This window comes from uncultured Tenacibaculum sp. (assembly GCF_947495995.1).
Taxonomy (GTDB): Bacteria; Bacteroidota; Bacteroidia; order Flavobacteriales; family Flavobacteriaceae; genus Polaribacter.
This window is the reverse complement of the sequence record NZ_CANMAX010000002.1, coordinates 700,119-715,371: the sequence shown is the minus strand read 5'-3', so window position 1 is coordinate 715,371 and position 15,253 is coordinate 700,119. Positions and strand designations below refer to the sequence as shown.

Below are 15,253 nucleotides of genomic sequence, written 5' to 3'. Positions count from 1 at the left end.
GTTTAATTCATACTGATTTAAAATAAAAAAAGCCAGTTAAAAACTGACTCCTTTTTACACAAGCATTATTGTTTGGGATTAAAACTTACCATTTTCATTTTTCCATTCTTCTTTTGCCGGTATTGGTTGGATTACATCCCAATGCTCAACAATTTGTCCGTTTTCTAATCTAAATAAATCGTAATAAGCAACGTGATCTCCTTTACCAAATTTTCCTTCGCTCATTGTTAATACAAAATTTCCTTCACCAAGTACTTTATGAACTTTATCGTATTGCATTACTAAACCATTTTCAGCAAAATATTTTAATGCAGCACCCAATCCGTCTAAGCCATCTGCAACTTGAGAGTTGTGCTGTAAATATTTGTTAGGATTAATTAACGTAGTTAAATTATCCATTTTACCGTTCATTAATACTTCTTCAGCAAACTGTTTTACAATCGCTTTATTAGCTTCAGTTTTATCAGTATCATTCATTTCAGTAGTTCCGTCGAATTGAGTTCTACCACTAGGATTTGCAGGTGTTACTTCAGAAAGATTATCCCAGTGTTCAACAATTTTACCATCTTCAAAACGAAAAACATCGAATCCAGCTTTAGGTCCGAAGAAATCATATTCTGTATGAGTGAAAACAAAATCACCATCTTGAAATGCTCTAACAACATTAGCTTTAAAACCTTGTGGTGGTGCAGCTTTCATTATTTCTCCAAATCCAGCTAAACCGTCACCTACAGCTAAATTATGTTGAATGTATTTTTCGGGATTGATATAAGAAACAGGTGTTTTGTCTCCAGTATTAAAGCTGTTTAATAATGCAACAACTTTTTCTTTGTTTGATAATTCCATTTTTACTTCTTTTTTTAATTGATTTTGTTCTGTGTTGTTTTCTTTTTGATTTGTTTTACAGTTACTTATTAATAGTGTAGTTATAAGTAGTATAGTAATTGTATTGATTTTCATTAGGATAAATTGATAATTTATAACGAGTTCAAAATTACTTTACGAAACTGTTTTAAAGCCTGTAGAAATAGAAGCTTATACTGTAAAAATGGGAAAGTTGTGGTTTTTAGTTGTTTTTTCTGAATAACTCAGGAGGACAGCCAGTATATTTTTTGAAATACTTATATAAGTTTGAAGGTTCATCAAAACCTACTTTATAAGCAATTTCTTTTACCGATAGGGTAGTGCTAATTAAGTAACGTTTGGTTTGAGTTATTACAACTTCATCTATAATAACCTTAGCAGATTTACCGATAATATTGTTACAGATATTATTTAATGTTTTTGTAGAACAATTCATTTGGTTAGCATAATCGATAACCTTTTTAGTAGTAGCGTAGTTTTCTTCTACTAATTTTTGAAACTGAATAAATTCATTAAAATACTTTCGTTGTAATAAATTTTGATTGTCTCTTGTTTTTATTCTGTAAAGCTTGGTAATAAGAATGTGGAGTATACTTCTAATAATACCAACAGAGAAATCATCATAAGTGTCAAAATATTCAGTTTTTATTCGAGAAATTAATTTCAGTATGTCACTAAATTCATCTTTGGTTAAAGTGATTTTAGGCATAGAAAGTAAGTTGTTAAATAACTGAATAGATTTTGAAACTTCTATTTTATTAAAATGACTAAGAAGAAAGTCTTCAGTAAATAAAAGTAAATAACCATTAACGTTATTACTTCTGTTGAAACAGTGTAGTTGATTTTTTCTTAATGTAAATAGAGTAGCTGTTTCGTATGAATATTCTGTGAAGTCTATTGTATGTGAACCATCACCTTCTGTAATGAGGAAAATATGGTAAAATTCTACTCTATGTATAGTTGTTAAGTCGTGATCGAGTTCTCTATTTAATAACTCGTTAAGCTCAACTAAATCGAATTGAAAGTTTGGTTTTTGAACATTATTAAATTTTATTTTTTTAATGTCTTCTTTCATTTCGATTTAGTAAGCTTTTAATATTTGTTAGTTACATGTTATTTCGCTGAAAGTAGTTTTTTGAATTGCTTCATTTTGTGTGTAATTACTTTCGTTGAATAGCATAAATTTATCTATTGCATGACCCGAAGAACGAGCTGAAACTTGCATTGAATATACACCAGAATTTTCAAACTTTACATAAACATTATGAGAATCGTTATCTGAAGTAGCTGCTTGCCATTTAAAATCTAAATCATTTCCACTTCTATAGATCTTAAACCATCCATCAGCAGAAGCTCCGTTTGGATTTGGAGTTTTACCAGTTCCTTTAGGATAAATTCTAGCACCATCTCTTTCTCCGTAGAAATCATCAGCGTCTGGGAATTTTAACCAACTATCGTTGTGATCTGATCCGTTGTTTCCTTGTGTTACAGCTGAACTCCATAAAAAACGATACGTTCCCGGATTATTAATATTTATTTTAAACTCAACTAAACCATTACCAGGAGTTCCTAATGATTGATTACCTGCCCAAACATAATAACCTTTTCCTGTAGCTGAGCCGCTATTTTTTAATTCCCAATCTGCTGGAAATTCATTGTTTTCAAATTCTACTAAAATAAAATTATCTTTTTCATTAAAAATAAAAGCAGTAGGATCGTCACAAGTTTGACTTCCTGGGGTTCCTGTATCAGGATTGTCTCCTCCGTTGTCATTATCAGAAGAGCAAGAAAAGAATAAAATGATTAATAGGGTTAATAAAGGGGATGTTGTTTTCATTTGGTTTTTAATTTAAAAATTTACGTTGTCTTTTAGTTTCAAAAATTAATATTGCGCAAGCAACAGACACATTCATTGAGTCGATTTCACCTTGCATTGGTATGTTTATATTTTGTGTGGCTTCGTCTCTCCAAATTTGAGTTAAACCTGTTGCCTCTGTACCAACGACAATGGCAGTAGGTTTAGTATAATCTTCTACAAAATATGGATTAGAATTTTGTAATGTAGCACTGTAAATATTGATGTTTTCTTGTTGTAAGTAACGAATAATATTTTCTGATGAATCCATTACAATCGTATTTGTAAAAACACAACCCACACTAGATCTTATAATATTCGGATTGTATAGATCTGTTTTAGGATCGGCAATAAAAACGGCATCAACATTTGCTGCATCAGCAGTACGAAGCATTGCTCCAATGTTTCCTGGTTTTTCAATACTTTCCATGACCAAAATAACAGGAGAATCTGTTTTAAGTTTTAGATTTTCTAAAGAAGTAATTTTTGTTTTTACTACAGCAATTATTCCTTCAGTAGAATTTCTATAAGCTAGTTTATCGTAAATCTCTTTTGAAATTTCTGTGATTTGAAAGTTGTTGATAATAGAGTTTAATTCATTATCGGGTTTGAAAATACCCTTGGTTATTAAAATATCTTCAATTTCGTAACCACCATTGATAGCTAACATTATTTCTCGTTGTCCTTCAACTATAAAGAGACCTTGTTTTTTTCGCTCTCTTGATTTTTCTTGAAGTTTTAAAAGATTCTTTATGTAAGGATTTTGTATGCTAGATATATTTTTCATCGTGACAAAAATACCTAATTAAGGTGATTTTTTTCAGTAGTATATATAACTATATTACAAACATATTAATGGGAAAAATTATTATAATGAGGAGAGGGATAAAAAAAGCTCGGATATTACCGAGCTTTCCATTTTTTATAAGATTTTGTTTATTGAATGTAAACTTTCTTAGTTCCTTTGATAGATTTAATAATGTATAACCCTTTACTTAATCCTTTAGCTTCAATTTTTTCTAAAGAATTAGAAGAATATTCTTTCACTTTTTTACCTAATAAATCATAAACAGTAACAGTAAAAGGAGTCGCGTTAGTTTCATCTCCATTTAAAATATCAGTAGCAACTCTACAAGAATATGGTCCAACTAAAGTGTTTACAGATAAATCATCATCTGCATCTTGATCTTGAAAATCTGAACTGCTAATTACTTTATAATATGTTCCGTTGATTCTGTAGTTTCTACCAGCAATTAATTTAGAAGAAAGGTTTTCTAAGTTTAATTTATAAGTTCTTGAAATGTTGTTACTACATGGTGTACTGATTCTACCTAACTTGTGGAATCTTTTACAAGCAAAATTAATTGGATTTGTATAGTGTGTACCATACCAATTTTCATCTGCATCTTGATTAGAAGTAGTAGAGATACTATCTACTCTGTAGTATTCATTATCTATAATATATACATTACCAACAGTTAAAGTTCCTGTCCAATAGTAATTAGCTTTTACATTTTCTAAAACTCTATTGGTACAGAAATTTCGATTAGCTTCTGTGTATGTACTTCCTAATCTAGCTATTCTGATGTATTTTTTACATTGATAATTTGTAATAGGAGTTGGTTGAGCAGATACAGTCCAATCATCATCTGCATCTTGTTCGTAAACATCTGTTGCTTGAGTTACGATATAGTATTTAGAATTAGTGTAGTACAACGAACCAACATTTAATTTAGATGATAATCCGTAAAAGTTAATTTTTCTTGTACTAGTAACAACTAAACTACCAGAGTAATAATCGCAAACAGCTTTAGCTGTAGTTCCTAAGATTTTAACGCGATGATACTTGGCTTGAGAAAAAGAGGTTAAGGCTATAAATAAACCAAAAAAGAGTGTGAGTATAGTTTTTTTCATAATAAATAATTTGTCACGAAAATATACTTTGATGGTTTCAATAGTATTAAACAAGTATTATGTAAAGGTTATAAAAAAAAGAGCTTGAATTTCTCCAAGCTCTTTTCTGTTTATTGATTTTTATATTTATTCGAATAACGTTTCCAGAGTTTAGTTTGATGTGTTTCTAAACTAATTTTTCGTCCTTGAATAAATGCATCTGAAATGATATTCGTTCTCATATCTAGAGCATCTCCTTCAGAAATAAATAATGTAGCATCTTTTCCAACTTCTAAAGTACCAACTATAGTATCGATACCTAAGATTTTAGCGTTGTTATTAGTAATAAGCTGTAAAGCTTCTTCTTTACTTAAACCATAAGCAGCATAAGTTCCTGCATAGAAAGGTAAATTTCTTGTATTCATACGTTCCATTCCACCTTCCATACCTAATCCAGTTAAAATTCCTTTATTAACAAGAATTTTAGCCATTCTGTATGGTAAATCATAATCTTGATCTTCATTGTCTGGTAATCTGTGCGAGCGTTCTAAAATTACTGGAACATTATGTTTTTTGATAAAGTCAGCTACTTTTTCTGCACCATGAGCTTTAACTAATACAATGTTTTTAATGTTTAAATCATGGAATTGATTAATTACATCAACGATAGCTTTTTCACCATTTACATGAATAAACACTTTTTGCTTTCCTGTAAAAACTTCTTTTAAAGCTTCGTATGGTAAGTTCTTTTTATCAGTATTACTAGAAATGTATGTTTTAGCTTTTGTAAAGAAATTTTTAATTCTTTCTGTAGCCTGTGCATAATTTTTATTTGGCTTTAAACTACCATCTTCACCAAGCCACCAACGACCGCGACTAAAAGTTGAAGGCCAATTGATATGAATTGCATCATCAAATTTAATAGCAGCATCTTCCCAATTCCAAGCATCTAATTGAACAATAGAAGATGTTCCAGAAATTGTTCCACCTCTAGGAGCAACCTGTGCCATTAATATTCCATTAGGACGCATTGTGCTTACAACTCTACTTTCTGCATTGTAGGCAATAATACTTCTAATGTGAGGTAAGAAATTACCAACTTCATCAAAATCTCTTGTCGCTCTTACTGCATCAATTTCAGCTAATCCTAAAGAAGTGTTTGCAGCAATAAAACCAGGATAAACATGTTTTCCTGTGGCATTAATAATTTCTCCTTTTTGAGCTGAAGTAGAATTATTCCCAACATAGGTAAGTTTACCATTAGAAAAAACTAACAATGAGTTTTCGATAATTTTACCATTACCAATATGCGCAGTAGCACCAACAATAGAATAATCTTTAGTTTGTTTTGATGCAGGAGTTTGTTGTGCATTAATATTTCCTATGAATAAGAAACTTAATACTATGAGTAAAAATTTATTTTTCATTTTTAAATATTTTAAGTTCTTATTCAGTATCACAATGGAATAATATTTTATGTTTTCTTGATGGAGCTTGCGTTGGAGCACCACCAATTTTCTCTTCCATCATCATTGCAATTAACTTCGCACGTTCTGCTTTAAGAGCTTTTCTTTTTTTCTTGTCAGTATCAATATCAAAATAAACGGCTCCGTCTACAATAGTATGTTCAGCTTTAGCGTAAACAGATAAAGGATTATCACTCCAAACCACGATATCTGCATCTTTACCAATTTTTATACTACCTGTTCTATCGTCAAGATGTAATAATTTGGCTGGATTGATTGTAACTGTTCTCCAAGCTTCTTGCTCAGTTAAACCTCCATATTTTACAGTTTTAGCAGCTTCTTGATTTAATCTTCTTGACATTTCTGCATCATCTGAATTAATCGCAACAGTTACACCTTGTCTGTGCATAATTGCCGAATTGTATGGAATAGCATCGTTTACTTCGTATTTATATGCCCACCAATCTGCAAATGTAGAACCACCAGCTCCGTGTTCTTTCATCTTATCTGCAACTTTATAACCTTCAAGAATATGTGTGAAAGTATTAACGCTAAAATTGAATTTTTCAGCAACTTTCATCAACATGTTAATTTCTGATTGTACATAAGAGTGACAAGAAATAAAACGCTCTTTATTAATAATCTCTGCTAAAGTTTCTAACTCAATATCTTTACGATATGGTTGTCCGCTTTTCTTTTTAGAGTCATATTCTTTTGCACGTTGAAAATAATCGATAAATACTTGTTCAACTCCCATTCTTGTTTGTGGAAAACGAATCGTTTGAAGGTCACCCCAGTTCGATTGTTTTACATTTTCTCCTAAAGCAAACTTTATAAATTTTGGAGAGTTGTTGTAGATCATGTTTTCTGCATTTTCACCCCATTTTAATTTGATGATAGCAGAACGACCACCGATTGGATTTGCAGAACCGTGTAAAATTTGAATAGATGTTACTCCACCAGCTAAATTTCTGTAAATATTAATATCGTCTGGATCTACAACATCTTCGATACTTACTTCAGCAGTAGAATTATGTCCTGCTTCATTAACAGCAGACGTTGCAATATGAGAATGTTCATCTATAATTCCAGCTGTTACAAATTTTCCTGTTCCGTCGATAGTTTTACTTGTTCTAACAGATAAGTTTTTACCAATTTTAGAGATTTTCCCGTCTTTAATATAAATGTCAGTATTATTTAAGACTTCATCATTTTCACTAGTCCAAACAGTAGCGTTTTTGATTAAAATACTTTGTTGACGTGGTTTTGTAGCATTTCCTAAACCAACGTTTGGATAACTTATAGCAACAACTTCTGGAGCTGTTTTATCAGATTTGTTACTTTTCTTCTTTTTGTCTTTTGAAGTTGAATTCTTAGTGGCAGTCCAAGTTATTGCGTTGCCATTATTATCTTCACCAGTACCGTTTAAAGTAGCTGAATTATCAATTTTTCCAACTAAACGTAAAAAACTACTATTATCATTTATTGATAATTGTATCCAGTTGTCTTTAAAAGAGAAGTTTGATTTTAATTTTTGCTCTCCTTTTTTAATTGCTCCTTTTTGTTTGTTGCCTTTTCCAGAAATAGTTAAGTCATAATTTTTTCCATCTATAGTTAGTGTGTAACTACCTGAAAGATCTTTGATATTCATATCGTTAATGATATTCTTATTACCTAAAGTCCAGTTTTCATAAACTGTAGTTTTACTATCAAAAATATCACCAGAAGTAATTAAGAAGTTAGCATAACTTCCTGTATTTAAATTTCCGATTTTATCGTTTTGTAAGATTTTTGCAGGAATAGTAGTTAGTGCCTCTAAAGCTTTTGTTTTATTAAATCCATGCTTTATAGCTTTCATTAAATTAGCTTTAAAACTTTTTGGAGACTTTAATTTGTGTGTTGTTAAAGCAAAACGAACATTGTTTTTAGCTAAAACAGCTAAATTAGAAGGTTCTTGATTCCATTTACGCATATCACGTAAAGAAATTACATCTGCAAGAAACTTGTTGCTTACATCATATGCTTTTCTAAAATTAATTGGAACAATTAGAGTTGCATTTGTCTTTTTAATATCGTTGATTCTTTCAAATTCATCTCCGCCACCTAAAATAGTGTATTGAATACCAAATTCATCTCCAATTTTATCTGCTCTTAATACATCTAAATAACTACCTGCATTAAATATTTGAGGTAAATTCTTTTTCTTGTTTAATGCTTCTAAAGACAAATCTTTATTTTCAGCATTTCCATTTGCATACCATTCAGCATCTAAATAAGTTTGACGAAGTAACGCCATAGCACCCATTTTTGAAGTTGGGTAGTTTTGCGCTGTCTTTTTACTTTTTGAAAATGATAAATGATTGGTAGTTTTTGCACTTAAAACACGATAAGCTTCAGAAGATTTCGGATTTAAAGAAACTAAAAGTCCGTTTCCTTGCATAATTCCATCTTCAGAATGTGTATTTACAACACCAAAACCAGCATCGATTAATCCTTTTGCTTTTTTACCATCAAATTTGAATTCTGTATGTGGATTAGTTTCAGGACGAATATGATCATTCCAGTAATAACCTTTTCTAGAAGCATCGTACTGTGGTGATCTACCAAAGTTTCTATTCCTTTTTGGCTCAGCTATACCAAAATTAGAATAAACTTCTACAAACGAAGGATAGATAAACTTCCCTTTAACGTTTACTACAGTAGCATCGTTTGGTATTGTTACCTTTTTTCCTACGTTAAGAACTTTACCATCTTTAATTAATAAAGTGGCTTTTTTAATACTTTTTGTTGGTGTAAGATACACAGTCGCGTTTGTAAGTGCAGTAGTTGTGCTCTTGGAAGTTTTTACCCCAGTATTAATAGGGAAATATTCCTGCGAATACCCGAAGAGTGCCCACAAGAATAGGAGTAGTGATAATTTTTTCATTATAAATTATTGATTTTTTATAAAAATATTTAATTATAATGAGAGCGGTTTTTTCTTTAACAAAAAATTAAGAATTACTTAATTTTTAGCAATCCAATTTTATTATTACCAGTTAACCAAGCAGTAGTACTGTTTACAAATTGAATGGCATAGAAATCTTTATTAGGTAGATGTTTCCAAGTTAATCCTGTATCTGTAGAATATGAAATACCTGTTTTTCCTACAGCAATTATTTCTTTACCGTTACCTTTTGGAATATATTGAACACAGCTTTTATAATTCGGATTTATATTATCAGCTATGATAGTCCAAGTTTTACCACCGTCTTTAGTTACAGCTTTGTTTTTACAATTATCATTTGGTTTTGAATAATCACCACCTATGATTATACCATTGTTTTTATCATAAAAGTCAATAGAATAAATACCTTGAGGTCCATTTCCTTGAACAATTGGAGTATCATAAATTTCCCAAGTTTTTCCTTTATCTGTAGATTTTAATATTCTAGCTTTTTTTCCACCAGAAGCAATCCAAACAGTATCTCCAATAATTTTAATATTAGTGTTACTAGCCGCAAAAAAAGCTTCACCTTCTTCAAATTTTGGTAATTCAGAGCATGGAATTTTAGTCCAAGAATTTCCTCCATCATTTGTCATAATAATTGAAGCACAATCTTCTGTAGGATCACCAACTGCGATTCCATCTTTTCCATTTTCAAAAAAATGCATACTGTCGTAAAATACTTTTTCATGATTTTCTTGATACACTATTTTATAGTTATTATTCTCAATTTTATAAAGCAAAGCAGGATTTGCAATACTCAACGCAAAATGATTAGAACCATTTGAAGCTAAACTTCTAAAATGAGGAATAATTGAGTCTTGATATCTAACTTTAAGTTTATTTAATCCTTTTTCTAGATTATAATTTCCTATCTTACCATTAGAACCGGCAAAAACTAAATTATTTTCATCTACAGCTATTAAAGAACGAATACTTGTACTATCAATCGTAAATTCTTGTACTTCAACACGACTTATTATACGAGAGGTGTTTTTTTCTTTACAAGAAAATAATATTAAAGAGAAGAAGATTATAATCAGTTTACCTTTCATTTTTTTGATATTTTTATGGAATTAAAAATAGGTAAAACATTTCATCTATCATGAATGAAGATCAACATAATAAAAAAGCTTTAGTAATTTCTGGAGGAGGAAGCAAAGGTGCATTTGCTGGTGGTGTTGTTGAGTTTTTAATGAAAGAAAAGCAAAAAGATTACGATTTGTTTTTAGGAACTTCTACAGGAAGTTTAATGGTTTCTCATTTAGCAGTTGGAATGGTTGATGAGCTAAAAATGTTGTATACAAATGTTAATCAGCGTAGTATTTTTAGTAATAATCCTTTTAAAATTAAAATGGTTCATGGTGTAAAAGTGATTTCTATTCGCCATAGAAATACATTTTGGAACTTTTTAAATGGTAGGAAAACATTTGGCGAAAGTAAAAACTTAAGAAAGTTAATACGCGCTAACGTTACTCCGAAAATGTATGAAATTATACGTGAGCAGAATAAAGAAGTAGTTGTTACGGTATCTAATTTAACAGCAAATGAAATTGAATATAAAGCAATCTCTGAATGTTCTTATGAAGATTTTTGTGATTGGATTTGGGGTTCTTGCAATTATGTTCCGTTTATGAGTTTATTAGAAAAAGATTATTGCCAGTATGCAGATGGAGGATTTGGTTGTTTAGTACCTATTCGAGAAGCAATTTTAAGAGGAGCGAAAGAAGTAGATGCTATTATTTTAGAAACGGAAGTAAATCAAATTAATAGAATGCCTTCGAAAAACCCATTTTCGTTAATGTTAGATGTTTTTGGTTTTATGTTAGAACATGTAGAAAAGCACAATGTTACTATTGGTAAATTATCTGCAAAACATAAAGATGTAAAACTAAACTTATATTATACACCAACTGTATTAACTACTAATTCTTTGATCTTTGATAAGAAACAAATGACAGGGTGGTGGAAGCAAGGTTACGATTATGCTAAAATGAAAGATTTAGCTTTAACGAATGATTTTAGACCTGATTTAATTGACAAATAAACTACAGAAAGAAATATGAAATTTGGTAAAGTAGAACAACCCGAGTTAGTAGATTTTTCTTTTCCTGAAACACATAACGATACCGTTCGTTTACTTTCTACATATAAAAATGATGAAGATTTATCTGTTTATGTAGGTTGTGCAAAATGGAATAAAGCAGATTTAAAAGGTTTTTATCCTAGAGGAACTAAAGATGAATTGATTTATTATTCTAGTCAATTTAATTCTATAGAGCTAAATGCAACTTTTTATCGTCAATTTCCACCAGAGCAATTCGAAAAATGGAAAAACAAAACTCCTAAAGGATTTAAGTTTTTTCCAAAATTAACTCAAGATATCAGTCATTGGAAAAGGTTAGATGGAGTAGGAGATTTAGTGAATTACTATTTAGATGCGGCTACTAAATTAGATGAAAAGTTAGGAACAATCTTTTTACAATTGCATAATAACTTCGGAACAAAGAATTTTTCAAGATTAGAAAATTTTGTAAAAGGCTGGCCAAAAGGAATCCCTTTAACAGTAGAATGTAGGCATACAGATTGGTTTACAGACCCATCCATTTCAAATGAGTTTTATCATTTGTTAGAAGAAAATCAAGTATCAAATACTTTAGTAGATACAGCAGGCAGGAGAGATATGATGCATATGCGTTTAACCAATAATGAAGCATTTATACGTTATGTAGGAGCAAATCACGTTTCTGATTACAAACGTTTAGACGATTGGGTAGATCGACTAGAAGAATGGGTAAATTTAGGACTTCGTAATATTCATTTTTTTGTGCATCAAAATTTAGAAGAGGAGTCTCCTTTATTGGCAGCTTACTTTATAAAAAACTTGAATAAAAGGTTAAATTTATCTTTAAAAATTCCAAATCAAAAAGAAGAACAACAATCGTTATTCTAAATAAAAAAATCCAGCTGAACAGCTGGATTTTTAATTTGTAACTATGTTGAATACTATTTCAAATCAACATACATATTGTTATAATCTAGATTTCTCATTTCAGAATTCCAAATAGGCTTTTTAACGTTGTTTCTACTAAGTACAGGTCCTCTAGCACCAGTAGTAATATATTGAATAGTTCTAGCTAATAATGGTTCTGTAGGATCACCTAAAACACCTAAGTTAGCAACATCTTCTTCTAAAATAACTTCAGGAATATATCCGTTAGGCTCGTTTTCACCATTGCTATTTTGAATTTCTAGAACTATTGGTTGCATAGCCCAAGTATGGTTATTATTAAAGTTAGGACCAGTTCTAGTGTAATCGTCAGAATCATATAAAGTTATAGATCCCACTTGTTTACCTACTGTTTGTGTACCAACAAGATTAACATCCATATAAGGTAATAAACCATTAATAACTAATTCAGATGCTGAAGCAGTTCTTCCGGTAACAATAAAATAAACAGAAGATAAGTTTACTGTATTAATTGGTTCATCTAAAATAACTTGACCATTACCATCTGTATTTGTAATTCTATCTCTAAAATTATTTAAGAAAAGACTATTGTCTAAAGCAGACATAACTTTATCGTTCCAAATTTGTTGAGAAAAAAGATTTGTAGTTGGTTGCCCGCTAATCATACTAGCTAAATATGTAGCTGTACGAACAGAACCACCACCATTATATCTTAAATCTACTACTAAATCTGTAATACCTGCATTTCTAAACGTTGCAAAAGCATTATTTAAATCGGCATCATGAGAAGCAGAAAACTGATTGTACATTAAATAACCGATTCTATTCGCTCCTTGATTGATAACCGTTGCAATTTTTACAGCATTTTCTTGAATTTGCGTTTTAACAATATCAATAGTAGTTCCATTAGCAACAGGATTTCCACCATTGTAATCTGCTAGTGAAATTGTAAAAGAATCTGGAGTAAATAAACTATTCACATTTGAAGTTGTTAATTGTGTTCCATTAACTTCACTAATAATCATTCCTCTAGTAATTCCTTTGGTATCTGCATCAGAACCTGCAACAACATCTCTAACTACAACGAAAACATTTCCAGATCCATCACCATATTCAACACCAATTAATTTCATTCCACTCGTTAAGCGAATTCCTTGAAAAGAATTTTCTAAAGCGATGTAATCATCAACAATCCAAGAAAAACGATCTACGTCACCAGGTCTGTATATTAAACTATTAAATAATTGATCTGGAGAACTAAATCCAGATAAATAACTATTTAATTGTTCGCGAGTAGAAAATTTATTGTCAGCTAAATCAGGAACCTCACCTTGCCATTTGTAGTATGCATTCATACCTCCCCAAACAAAATCATTAATTTCTATGTCTTGAGGTATATCTTCAGACTTGCTACAGCTTATTGTAATAGAAATTAATGCCAGTAAAAAGAGTTTCGTTTTAAAATATTTCTTCATTATAATGAGTTTATATCCTTAGTTATAACGCAATTTAAATAAAACTTATTATTATTTTTAATTTTTTCTGTAACAAAAAAAATACTGCGTCGTCGTAAGTGTGTAAAGTTGTTAAATACGTCGTAAAAATTACGAATTTTTTACAACTCATTAAAAATAAGTAACCAAACAATGAACCAATCAGACTTTTTAAAATCTGTATTACCATTTAAAGATAAAGTTTTTCGTTTAGCCAAACGTTTGCTTGTATCTACAGAAGAAGCTGAAGATGCTACACAAGAACTTTATTTCAAGTTGTGGAGAAATAAAGAGAAATTGGCTGATTACAGAAATGTGGAAGCTTTTGCTATGACTATGACTAAGAATTATTGTTTTGATAGATTAAAATCTAAACAAGCAGGAAATTTAACATTAGTACATAGTAACTATAAAGAGAAAGATACAGCGCTAGAGAAGAAAATAGAATATAAAGACAGTGTAAACCAAGTACACAAGCTCATTGAAAATTTACCTGAACAACAAAAAATTATTATTCAATTAAGAGATATTGAGCAATATGATTTTGACGAAATTTGCGAAATGGTTAATATGAAACCAACTGCGGTAAGGGTAGCATTATCAAGAGCTCGTAAAACAATAAGAGAAGCATTAATTAAAAAACATAACTATGGAGTTAGCTAACATAGAAAAGTTATTAGAAAAGTATCTAAATGCTGAAACAACACTTCAAGAAGAAGATGTGTTAAGAGCGTATTTTACTACGGCATCAGATGTGCCTTCACACCTTGAAGAGTATGGTATGTTATTTGGATATTTTAAACAAAGCCAGAATGAAACCTTTACCAAAACCATTAAGTTAAAACCTGAGAAACAAAAACGTAGGAACTTTAAATGGTTATCAGTAGCAGCCTCGTTCGCTTTGTTGGTAAGTGTTTACACCGGAAAAAAGGTGTATGATGATATTCAAACGGAAAATCAAATAGCTCAAGTAAGAGAAGCGTTAAGAATGGTTTCATATAACTTAAATAAAGGTAACGACGCATTATATTCTGTATCGAATAATTATAAAAAAGGTACAGAAGCTATCGCCAAGTTAGACACTTATGATAAAGCTGTGAAAACAGCTTTAGAGAAAATAAATAATTAATTCGAAAAGTAAACTAAAGTAAAACCAAGTCAAAAAAAGTAAATATCATGAAAAAAGTAATCATATTATTAGCATTAGCTTTTGTATCTAATATAGGATTCGGTCAATCATCAATGTTTGATAAATTAGAAGATTTAGAAGATGTATCTGTAGTTGTAGTAACAAAAGATTTATTCGATCTAATCAGAAAATTTCCAGACGCTAAATCAGAAGAAATGGAATTCTTTAACACCGCTAAAGGTCTTCAAGAATTGAAAGTGTTTTCAACAGAGAACGCATCAATCGCCGCTGATATGGAAAAAATGGTGAATAAAGCGATCAAGAATTCTAGTTTAACTCAATTAATGAGAGTAAAAGACAAAGGTTCTAGAGTGAAAATTTATATTAAATCAACAAAAAACAAAGATATTGTTAGTGAAGTACTAATGTTTGTTAAAGATTTAAATAAAAACGAAAGAATCAAAGGTGATAAGATTAACTTACCATCATCTACAATAATTTCTTTAACAGGAGAGATTAATATGAATGAGTTATCTAAAATAGCTAACGATTACCAAAAAAAATCTGAATAGTTAATTTTAGATTTTAGAAAATAA

The 15,253-nt window shown here is 30.2% G+C and carries 14 protein-coding genes; 5 read left to right on the top strand and 9 right to left on the bottom strand.

The annotated features are described in order from the left end of the window. Positions 1 to 78: 78 nt before the first annotated feature. The 8 genes from Q1A15_RS08470 to Q1A15_RS08435 form a co-directional block, all read right to left on the bottom strand. A complete protein-coding gene (locus Q1A15_RS08470) occupies positions 79 to 960 on the bottom strand; it encodes a nuclear transport factor 2 family protein (protein WP_299621700.1) in 882 nt (293 codons plus the stop codon). A 106-nt stretch (positions 961 to 1,066) separates the two neighbouring features. Next, the gene (locus Q1A15_RS08465) at positions 1,067 to 1,939 is read right to left on the bottom strand and encodes a helix-turn-helix domain-containing protein (RefSeq protein ID WP_299621697.1); all 873 of its coding nucleotides are present in this window, start codon (positions 1,937 to 1,939) and stop codon (positions 1,067 to 1,069) included. A gap of 27 nt (positions 1,940 to 1,966) precedes the next feature. After that, positions 1,967 to 2,701, bottom strand: a complete 735-nt coding sequence (locus Q1A15_RS08460; protein ID WP_299621693.1) for a hypothetical protein — start codon at positions 2,699 to 2,701, stop codon at positions 1,967 to 1,969. A 7-nt stretch (positions 2,702 to 2,708) separates the two neighbouring features. Continuing rightward, positions 2,709 to 3,506, bottom strand: a complete 798-nt coding sequence (locus tag Q1A15_RS08455; protein ID WP_299621690.1) for an RNA methyltransferase — start codon at positions 3,504 to 3,506, stop codon at positions 2,709 to 2,711. 149 nt (positions 3,507 to 3,655) lie between these two features. Next, positions 3,656 to 4,633, bottom strand: a complete 978-nt coding sequence (locus Q1A15_RS08450) for a T9SS type A sorting domain-containing protein (RefSeq protein ID WP_299621687.1) — start codon at positions 4,631 to 4,633, stop codon at positions 3,656 to 3,658. A gap of 110 nt (positions 4,634 to 4,743) precedes the next feature. Then, positions 4,744 to 6,039: an amidohydrolase family protein gene (locus Q1A15_RS08445; protein ID WP_299621684.1), complete on the bottom strand. Its 1,296-nt coding sequence runs from the start codon at positions 6,037 to 6,039 to the stop codon at positions 4,744 to 4,746. Positions 6,040 to 6,058: 19 nt separating this feature from the next. Continuing rightward, on the bottom strand, positions 6,059 to 9,004 hold the full coding sequence (locus Q1A15_RS08440) for an amidohydrolase family protein (protein ID WP_299621681.1): 2,946 nt from the start codon (positions 9,002 to 9,004) through the stop codon (positions 6,059 to 6,061). Between the two features lie 74 nt (positions 9,005 to 9,078). After that, the gene (locus Q1A15_RS08435; protein ID WP_299621678.1) at positions 9,079 to 10,119 is read right to left on the bottom strand and encodes an oxidoreductase; all 1,041 of its coding nucleotides are present in this window, start codon (positions 10,117 to 10,119) and stop codon (positions 9,079 to 9,081) included. Between the two features lie 50 nt (positions 10,120 to 10,169). Between Q1A15_RS08435 and Q1A15_RS08430 the strand changes: the two genes are divergently transcribed. Beyond that, complete coding sequence (locus tag Q1A15_RS08430; RefSeq protein WP_299621675.1) at positions 10,170 to 11,111, top strand: patatin-like phospholipase family protein; 942 nt, start codon at positions 10,170 to 10,172, stop codon at positions 11,109 to 11,111. A 15-nt stretch (positions 11,112 to 11,126) separates the two neighbouring features. After that, positions 11,127 to 12,017, top strand: coding sequence for a DUF72 domain-containing protein (locus tag Q1A15_RS08425; protein ID WP_299621672.1), 891 nt, complete (start codon positions 11,127 to 11,129; stop codon positions 12,015 to 12,017). Between the two features lie 53 nt (positions 12,018 to 12,070). Here the strand turns inward: Q1A15_RS08425 and Q1A15_RS08420 are convergent, their stop codons facing one another. Next, a complete protein-coding gene (locus Q1A15_RS08420) occupies positions 12,071 to 13,510 on the bottom strand; it encodes a S41 family peptidase (RefSeq protein WP_299621669.1) in 1,440 nt (479 codons plus the stop codon). 171 nt (positions 13,511 to 13,681) lie between these two features. Here Q1A15_RS08420 and Q1A15_RS08415 point away from each other — a divergent pair, with 171 nt between their 5' ends. From Q1A15_RS08415 to Q1A15_RS08405, 3 genes are read left to right on the top strand one after another with little or no spacing between them, the layout of a single operon-like run. Further along, the gene (locus tag Q1A15_RS08415; protein ID WP_299621666.1) at positions 13,682 to 14,191 is read left to right on the top strand and encodes an RNA polymerase sigma factor; all 510 of its coding nucleotides are present in this window, start codon (positions 13,682 to 13,684) and stop codon (positions 14,189 to 14,191) included. Continuing rightward, positions 14,178 to 14,657, top strand: a complete 480-nt coding sequence (locus tag Q1A15_RS08410; protein WP_299621663.1) for a hypothetical protein — start codon at positions 14,178 to 14,180, stop codon at positions 14,655 to 14,657. The genes Q1A15_RS08415 and Q1A15_RS08410 overlap by 14 nt, the downstream gene beginning before the upstream one ends. 47 nt (positions 14,658 to 14,704) lie before the next feature. Further along, positions 14,705 to 15,229 (top strand): DUF4252 domain-containing protein, encoded by a 525-nt coding sequence (locus tag Q1A15_RS08405; protein WP_299621661.1) that lies wholly within the window; start codon positions 14,705 to 14,707, stop codon positions 15,227 to 15,229. The last annotated feature ends 24 nt before the right edge of the window (positions 15,230 to 15,253 follow it).